This is a genomic window from Pseudomonas sp. K5002, from assembly GCF_013386655.1.
Lineage (GTDB): Bacteria > Pseudomonadota > Gammaproteobacteria > Pseudomonadales > Pseudomonadaceae > Aquipseudomonas.
Genome location: NZ_JACARK010000269.1, coordinates 1 through 7,980, shown reverse-complemented (window position 1 = coordinate 7,980; position 7,980 = coordinate 1). Strand labels below are relative to the sequence as shown.

General features: G+C 57.9%; 10 protein-coding genes. 1 reads left to right on the top strand and 9 read right to left on the bottom strand.

The genetic code is table 11. The features are described from left to right. The 5 genes from HX846_RS14020 to HX846_RS14000 all read right to left on the bottom strand — a co-directional run. Nucleotides 1–495: polyprenyl synthetase family protein (locus HX846_RS14020; RefSeq protein WP_178965570.1), on the bottom strand; the 495-nt coding region annotated here is incomplete at its 3' end. Then, a complete protein-coding gene (locus HX846_RS14015; protein ID WP_003209964.1) occupies nt 492–734 on the bottom strand; it encodes an exodeoxyribonuclease VII small subunit in 243 nt (80 codons plus the stop codon). The genes HX846_RS14015 and HX846_RS14020, both read right to left, overlap by 4 nt. A gap of 88 nt (nt 735–822) precedes the next feature. Beyond that, nucleotides 823–1,962, bottom strand: a complete 1,140-nt coding sequence (locus HX846_RS14010) for a Fic family protein (protein WP_178965569.1) — start codon at nt 1,960–1,962, stop codon at nt 823–825. A 416-nt stretch (nt 1,963–2,378) separates the two neighbouring features. After that, complete coding sequence (locus HX846_RS14005; protein WP_087692355.1) at nt 2,379–2,771, bottom strand: MerR family transcriptional regulator; 393 nt, start codon at nt 2,769–2,771, stop codon at nt 2,379–2,381. Beyond that, the gene (locus tag HX846_RS14000) at nt 2,710–3,354 is read right to left on the bottom strand and encodes an NAD(P)H-dependent oxidoreductase (protein WP_178965568.1); all 645 of its coding nucleotides are present in this window, start codon (nt 3,352–3,354) and stop codon (nt 2,710–2,712) included. The genes HX846_RS14005 and HX846_RS14000 overlap by 62 nt, the downstream gene beginning before the upstream one ends. A 399-nt stretch (nt 3,355–3,753) precedes the next feature. On the opposite strand from HX846_RS14000, the gene HX846_RS13995 reads away from it, so the two are divergent. Beyond that, nucleotides 3,754–4,065: a DUF6124 family protein gene (locus HX846_RS13995; RefSeq protein WP_003219377.1), complete on the top strand. Its 312-nt coding sequence runs from the start codon at nt 3,754–3,756 to the stop codon at nt 4,063–4,065. A 123-nt stretch (nt 4,066–4,188) separates the two neighbouring features. Here the strand turns inward: HX846_RS13995 and fic are convergent, their stop codons facing one another. The 4 genes from fic to HX846_RS13975 form a co-directional block, all read right to left on the bottom strand. After that, on the bottom strand, nt 4,189–5,310 hold the full coding sequence (gene fic / locus HX846_RS13990; RefSeq protein ID WP_177040881.1) for a protein adenylyltransferase Fic: 1,122 nt from the start codon (nt 5,308–5,310) through the stop codon (nt 4,189–4,191). Between the two features lie 506 nt (nt 5,311–5,816). Continuing rightward, nucleotides 5,817–6,593: an XRE family transcriptional regulator gene (locus tag HX846_RS13985; protein ID WP_087692357.1), complete on the bottom strand. Its 777-nt coding sequence runs from the start codon at nt 6,591–6,593 to the stop codon at nt 5,817–5,819. A gap of 214 nt (nt 6,594–6,807) precedes the next feature. After that, nucleotides 6,808–7,335 carry an inorganic diphosphatase gene (gene ppa / locus HX846_RS13980; protein WP_003176323.1) on the bottom strand — a complete coding sequence of 176 codons (528 nt, stop codon included), beginning with the start codon at nt 7,333–7,335 and terminating at the stop codon, nt 6,808–6,810. Nucleotides 7,336–7,428: 93 nt separating this feature from the next. Next, the coding region (locus HX846_RS13975) for a zinc-dependent peptidase (RefSeq protein WP_178965567.1) at nt 7,429–7,980 on the bottom strand (552 nt) is incomplete at its 5' end.

Here is a 7,980-nt window from a genome sequence, read left to right as displayed (position 1 = left end):
ACCGACCGAGCCCAGGTCAATCGCCTGGCCGCCGACCATGCCGGCAGGCCCTGCGGCCAGCGCCAGCGCGGTGACCATGCGCAGACGGATCTCGGCGTTGACGCTGCTCAGGCGCGGGTCCAGCAGGGCGCTGAACGCCAGGCTTTGCAGGCCGTCACCGGCGAGAATCGCGCAGGCTTCATCAAAGGCTTTATGGGTAGTGGGCTGGCCGCGACGCAGATCGTCGTCGTCCATCGCCGGCAAATCGTCGTGTACCAGGGAGTAAGCGTGGATCAACTCCACCGCACAGGCGGCGCCGTTGGCTTCCTCCGCCTGGGCGCCGAGGGCTTCACAGGCCGCATAGGCGAGCAACGGGCGAACGCGCTTGCCACCGTTCATCACGCTGTAGCGCATGGCCTCATACAGGCGGTTCAGCTCAGGGCTGGGCGCGACAAACAGCGGTTCCAGCGCAGCATTGACCCGGGCCTGGCTGCCGGCCTGATAAGCGTCGATCATTCAGGCTGTTCCGCATCGAAAGGTTCTTCGGCCAACTCCCCATCGCGTTCCAGCAACACCTGGACCTTCTGCTCCGCCTGCGCCAGGGCGCTCTGGCAGTCGCGGGTCAGGCCGATGCCTTGCTCGAATGCGGTCAGCGAGTCTTCCAGCGACAACTCGCCGTTCTCCATCCGCTCGACCAGGGTTTGCAGGTCGGCGAGGGATTGTTCGAAATCGAGTGCAACTTTTTTGCGGGCCATGGCGGCTATTCCGGTAGACGGTAAACCGGCGCGACACTAGCAGACATGGGGGATTGGGGCAAATGAGTGGGGGGATTTGCCTTGTAAATCAATCGCCTTGGGTGTTGATTTGATAGCGGGTGCTGCGGCCGCCGCCGGGTAGCCGAACCAGGCAGTTTTTTTCCAGAAGATCGGCCAGATGTCGGGTCGCCGTTGCCTTGGACACTTTGGCCACCGCCTGATATTGGGCCGCGCTGATCCCGTGCTCAAAGCCCTTCTCGCCGCCGTCGAGCAAGCGATTCAAGACTTTTGTCTGCTCGGCGCTGAGTGCGTGGTCTCGATGCCGTTGCCAGAAGCGAGTTTTACCCAGCACCCGGTCGATCCGCGCCATCGCCTGCTGCAGGCTACGAAGCAGGGTTTGCAGGAACCACTCTAGCCAATCGGTGACATCCAGCGTGGCTTTTTGACTGGTTTCCAGTGCACGGTAATAGCCTGCCCGGTCTTCAAGGATGCTTGCCGACATGGCGTAGAAGCGGATCGCCTGGTTCTCCGCCTGGGCAAGCGCGAGGTCAGTAATAGCCCGCGTCAGACGACCGTTGCCATCATCGAAGGGGTGCAGGGTGACGAACCAGAAATGCGCCAGGCCTGCGCGGAGCAATGGGTCAAGGGCCGCATGATTCCGGCTGGCTTCAAACCATTCGATGAAATCGTCCAGCGACTGCTCCAGTCCTTGGCGGGGTGGGGCCTCGAAATGCACAGTGGGTCGGTCCAGTCGTCCCGACACGACTTGCATGGGCTCATCCCCCCTTAGCGCGCCTACGTTCAAGCCGTGGGTGGAAAAGCGGGCCTCCTCGGCGGGAAACAACCACCGATGCCAGTTAAATAGACGGGTGAGGGTAAACGGTTGAGCAAACTGCTGCGTGGCGTCCAGCATCAAGTCAGCCAGACCCTCGCTGCGTCTGCTCACTGAGCCGTCTTGCAATTGCTCCAGGCCCAGGCGTCGGGCCAAAGAGGAACGTACGGAACCCACATTCAGTTGCTCACCCTCGATTGCCGAGGAGGTCAGAATGTTTTGCAGCAACGCATCCAGTTCATTCTCTGAGCTCTGGGCCTGGCTGACCGAACCGAGCATGCCCAGCAACTTTCCTTGCGCCTGCGTGCACTCTCGCAACAACGCTGCAAGGCGCTCTGGTTGCCAGTGAAAGTGCGGCCAGTCCGGTTGTTGCCAGATCCAGTTCGGGTGATCCATAGAGGCATGCTCGGTATGTGAGCCGAATAGAAGGCTTATTCGGCTCATTTGGTGAGCCGATTGTGTGAGCTATTCGGCTCACTGTCCAGTCAGATGCGCACATCAGGTACAGCGCCGCCTCATCACTGGCCAGCAGGATCGCCTGTTCCATAACCTTTGGCGCAGTACTCGCCAGCTCCATCGATTCGCTGGCTGTCGCCCCCAGGCTTTCAAACAGCTTGCCGGCGTCCTTGAAGATCTCCTGCGCTTGCTTGATGGCGTCCCACACGCCGGTAATCGCCGTCCAACTTCCCGCCAGCACGCCATTGCCAATCGCGCTCGAAGTGGACCTTTCCCAGTGCGGCCGGAAACCACTCCATTACTTGCGAAGCTTTTTCTGTTCCGAGCCGCTGCCCGGTACTACGTAAAACAGCGGTTCAGCTCATTGACGGCCGTGGCGTTTTCGGTGGTGCGTTGCATTGACCCTGAGCGTCCTTGAGACTGGCCTCAAATTCGACCAATCCCCCGTGCATCTTCTGCAGCGCTTCGATTTGCTTCATCAGTTCCTGCTTTTTGTTGGTGATTGCCTTGTCCGCCAGCTCCCAGGGCAACCCATCACCAGGATGCCCGACCAGAATCACCTGCAACTCCTTGAGCTTGAAACCCAACTGCTGGGCACACTTGATGAACGTCAGCAGCTCGACACTTTGCGTAGAGTAAATCCGATAACGGCCTTCCCGCTGCGGCGGCGGCAACAGGCCGATGGCCTCATAGTGACGAATCGCCTTGATGGTTGTGCCCGACAGTTGCGCGGCTTTGCCGATGTACATGAAAAATCCTTTTCCCAAAGAGTGCGCCGGCCTGTTTCAGCCACTGTTCCCGCTGTGCTGGCGTAGAGCCCAACACCGGCCCGAACAGCAACGTCTTGATCGGCTGAATGCCACAAAACGCCAGTGTTGTCTTGCGCATCTGATGCAGCGCGGGCATGCGGTAGAACCACCTGTAATACCACGGCGGCGTGTCCAGGGTCACCAGCAAGTGCGCGGTTCTGCCCTGCAGGAGTTTGTCGGGGAAGGCCTTTCCCTTGCGGTATTTGAAGGCGAAACCGGATAGGAAAATTCGGTCGATAAAACCTTTCATCAACGCAGGGATTCCACCCCACCAGACGGGGAAAACAAACGTCAGGTGATTGGCCCACAGGATGTCGGATTGCGCGTTGAGCAGGTCGGGTTCCAGAGGCTGGGCCTGGTTGTAGCCGTTGTGGAGGATAGGGTCGAAAGCCAGTTCACCCAGACGCAGGATGCGTACTTCGTGGCCGGCGTTTTTGGCGCTGGTGATGTAGGTGTCGGTGAGGGCCGAGCAGAAGCTGGTGCTGGAAGGGTGGCCGAGGATGACCAGGATGCGTTGGCTCATGGTGGTGCGGTCCTGAAAACTGGGGTTTCAGGGTGAGGTGTGACCTTAGGGGGAGAGTCAAGAAGATGCAGTGATTGGGAATGGCCAGGAAGACTGATCCCTTTCATTTGCAGGACGTTTCCTAGAGAATTCCAAGCGCTTGCGCCAGCAAAATCCCGCGACTAGTCTGCGTTCCGTCACTGCATATTCGGTGATCGGGTTTAGTCGCCCGGATTCGATTGGCGCACGATCAGTTCATGAGTCAGGCCGTTTTTCGCCTGCACTTTTATGGTGGCTGTGCGCAGGGCGCCCTCGGGCGCGCCGGGTTTCCAATCGACCGGTCGACTAACCTGCGTACAGCTGCCGCCTTCGTTTAGTCGCGAGGAGTGGTGGCTCCAAATGTTTGATTGGAGATTTACCATGGTCAAAGTTACCCCCGATCCACCCGCATTCCATAAAGCCTTACTCCGCGACACTGATGCCTCGCGTCGAGTGATCGATCACTACCTTAAAGCGCCGGACGCGCAGCCTTCACCCAACCCGTTTACCGTCGATGACGAACTGAGTTTCGAAGATGCGCTGGCCCATGCTGCCGAGTTGCTGCATTGCGCCGTAGCAACCGCCCAGGCGTCGACCGAGCCGCTGAATGGCGCACAGCGGGCGGTGATGCATTTGGTGGAAATGTCGAAGGTGGTGGTGGATCGAGCGCTGGACTGTTTGCAGCCGAGGTGAGGACCTTAAGCCTACGCTGAGGTTGCGATGCATTTGGTCAGCGATCTACTGACCAAATGCTCATCATCCTGGCTCAGGGGCGGAAATCCCGGCAGACGATCGCCATGGATTAAAGCGGTCTCCTCAGGCGTATGGCTTGAAGTCATTGTTGTCGCGAGTGAGTAACTGCATCAGCTTGGGATGGATGAAGAGCTTTTCCTTGCCAACCTGAACCTCTTGCAGAACGCCGATGGCGACTAGTTCTTTGAGGTAACGGGAGGCTGCTTGACGCTGGGCAATCTGTTTGTCGACGACGTTGCTGATGCGGCAGTAGGGCTGTTCGAAAATGACGTCTACCAGCTCGCGGGAATAGGTTTTCGGCAACTGCTCACGAACAAACTGGGTGGTGTGCTCGGACAGGCTGCGAATAGCGGCAATTTTTGCACAAGTCCAGCGTGCTGTTTCTTCCACAGCGCTGAGCATGTACAGCAGCCAAGGCTCCCAGGCTTGTTTGCGAGTGACATCAAGCAACAGGCGGTAGTAATCGGCTCTATGGGCAATGATGTAACGGCTAAGGTAGAGAATCGGTAGATTCAGCAGGCCTTCCTGGATCAGGTACAGGGTGTTGAGCACTCGCCCGGTACGGCCATTGCCGTCGGTGAATGGGTGAATGGCTTCGAATTGATAGTGACTAACCGCCATACGTACTAATGGATCCAGGTCGGTCTCGTTGTGCAGGAAGCGCTCCCAGTTGGCGAGCATGTCACGTAAGCGATCTTCGCCTTCCGGTGGGGTATAGATGATCTCGCCGGTTCGGTCGTTGGCTAGCTGGACTCCTGGCACCCGGCGTATATCCATGTTCACGCCTTTAAGCGTGCGGCAGATTTCGACTGCAGTACCGGTGGAGAGTGGGCGGTCGGCCAACGATTGATAACCTTTCTGCAGGGCTTTGCGGTAGCGCAGTGCTTCCTTGGTCGCTGGGTCTGCGTGGCTATCTCCATCCTGAGCATGCTGAAAGAGCAAATCCGTGGTGGTGACGATACTTTCGATCTCTGAGCTGTCCTTGGCCTCCAGCAATGGAATGGTGTTGATCAGCATTGTCTGGTTAGGGATCAGCTCAGCCGCTTGCTTCAATTCGGCCAGGGCTGTGCGGGCCTCAATGCAGCGTTTGAGCACTGCATGGGTTTCCAGAACAGTTGCCGGTGGCAAAGTGGGAAGCTGGTTGTAGGGCTTGTCAGCCTGCCAGGGAAGGTGGGATGCGGTCATGGATGGGGCTCGGTCTTTGACTTATCCGTCTAAAGGTAAGAGGGGCTCATCAGGGCGCCCTTTCGTGGCGTCAGTGTAAACATGCGTGCACTACGTGTCGCTATATTTCGATTTCTGCGACACGTCTTGATGTCATGTCGTTGGTAACGACAGGTATGCGAAACGTGTTCTTGGAACGGGCTTTTAGCGACGTATCAGGCGAATGTCCTGAGGATGGAAAAGACGGCTTGCGTGCCTTGGAGCGGTTGGCGCGTTCTCAAATAGCTCGATGCCTGGCAGGTGTAGCGCATTTCTTCCAGGCATTAAAAAGCCGGCTTGTGGCCGGCTTCTCGGGGACTGGTTCAGCTTATTTTTGGTAAACCTCACCAGCCTTCAAATCGTTCACCCAGGCTCACACCCAGGTGATAAGGGGCATCAGCGGGAACTCCTCCGCATCGCCAGGCAGGGCGGACCGGCTTCACGCCAACCCCCTGCCAAATGTGCGGCGGATAATACCCATATTCGCCTCAATTTCCCAGCTCCGGATCCGATTTAGAGCCTTCGTAGCCCAATAAATGCGCATCCAGCGGCACCGGCGGGCGGCGGTTATTCAGTGTCGCCCACCAGAACACCCAACCCAGAATCTCAAAGTTCTGCTCATGCCGCTGCTCATAGGTCAAAAACTCGTCCGGATGCTCGGCGCTGTTGTGGCTACGCATCCGCAGGCCACCTCCTGGACGGTTGTAGAGGTATTTGATCCGCAGCATTCCGTCGTGCTCTACCGCGTAGATTTCGCCATCGATGATCTGTTTGCGACCACAGTCGATGGCAAGGGTACTTCCGTCCTGGATGATGTCGATCATGCTGTTGCCGACCATGTAGGCCCCGAGCGCCCGCTCCGGGCTTACACCGATGGCTTCAAGGGTGTGCAGGGAGAGGCGGATGCTTTCGGTCGAGGTGAAGGTGGGGTGGAGGGGGATCTCCACGTCGATTTTTACCGGGCCCGAGACCGGGTGGGTGATGTAGTTGCCGCTGGTCTCGCGGGCGATACGGTGGGAGGTGTCTGCATCGGATCCTTCCAGCAGGTAGTTGGCGGGTGGATGTTTGGGGCCTTCGCCTGTGCGCAGCCAACGGCTGGTGACGCACAACAATTCTGCGAACTCGTTGAGCCGGCCCATGGGGACGCCGCGTTTGAACCAGTTGTTTACGTGTTGAGGCGTAACATCGCGGTTCTTGGCGAAGTCGGAAGCGGAAAGATGAACTTCCCGTAATAGCGCTCTTAAGCGATCACCTGATGTATTCATAAACGCAGAGTTTACTGGCCGTAAAATCAGATCAAATAAACCATGCGTTGAGTTGCTGTATGTAGGTGTTTCCTTATCGCAGGACTATTCTGCTAGTTAATTAAGCTAGTTAAACAATTGCTGTAAATATGTTTATTAAAGTAGCCGGATGTTTATATTTTTCCCACAAAAAAAGCCCCGTTTAATCGGGGCTTTTTCAGAGCGAATAGCGGTATCAGCCTTTGTAGGCAGCGACCGACTTCATGATCTCGGCGCGGGCGGCGTCTGCGTTGCCCCAACCGTCGATCTTCACCCATTTGCCTTTTTCGAGGTCTTTGTAGTTCTCGAAGAAGTGTTTGATCTGTTCCAGCAGCAGTGGCGGCAGATCGGTGTATTCCTTCACGTCGACATACAGCTGGGACAGCTTGTCGTGTGGTACTGCGATAACTTTGGCATCGCCGCCGCCGTCGTCAGTCATGTTCAGGATGCCGACCGGGCGGGCGCGGATAACCGAGCCTGGGGTAACCGGGTAAGGGGTCACGACCAGCACGTCGAGGGGGTCACCGTCGTCTGCCAGGGTGTTGGGGATGAAACCGTAGTTGGCCGGGTAGAACATCGGGGTGGCCATGAAACGGTCAACGAACAGGCAGTCGCTGTCTTTGTCGATTTCGTATTTGATCGGCGCGTGGTTGGCCGGAATCTCGATGGCGACGTAGATGTCGTTCGGCAGGTCTTTGCCAGCCGGAATCTTGCTGTAGCTCATTGGGCGTTGCCCCCGTAGTTGGCCATGGAACATGGCCGGATTGGCCTAAAAGTGGCGGCGATTATAGGCATATTCTGACGCCGATGCCATGCGTCAGACGTCGTAGTGCGCTTGGCGTTCCGTCTGATACCGCACGTCGCCGGCCTGCAGTTGGTGCAGGCGCGCCAGGGGATCCTGACGGTAGAAGTGGCTCAGTTGCTCGTACACCTGTGGATAACTGCTGACCAGTAAATCCGGGGCACTGAAGAAATATTCGCTGGTGACGGCAAAGAACTCGGCCGGGTTTTCCGCGGCGTAGGGGTCGATGGCCGTTTCGGCGTCAGGGTTGCGGTCGAGCTGGCGGTTGAGGTCGTCGAAGGCGCTTTGCATGACGCTGGCCCATTCCTGCACGCGCATGTCGTGGTGCAGGGGTGGCAGGCCGTTGGCGTCGCCGTTGAGCATGTCCAGCTTGTGGGCCAGTTCGTGAATGACCAGGTTGTAGCCTTCCCAGTTGCCGCTGGCCAGTACGCCGGGCCACGCAAGGATCACCGGGCCCTGTTGCCAGGCTTCGCCGCTGTGCTCGCCGTCCCACTCGTGCTCCACGCCGCTGGCGTCGCGATGGCGCTGCGGGCTGAGGAAGTCGTCGGGGTACAGCACGATCTCGTG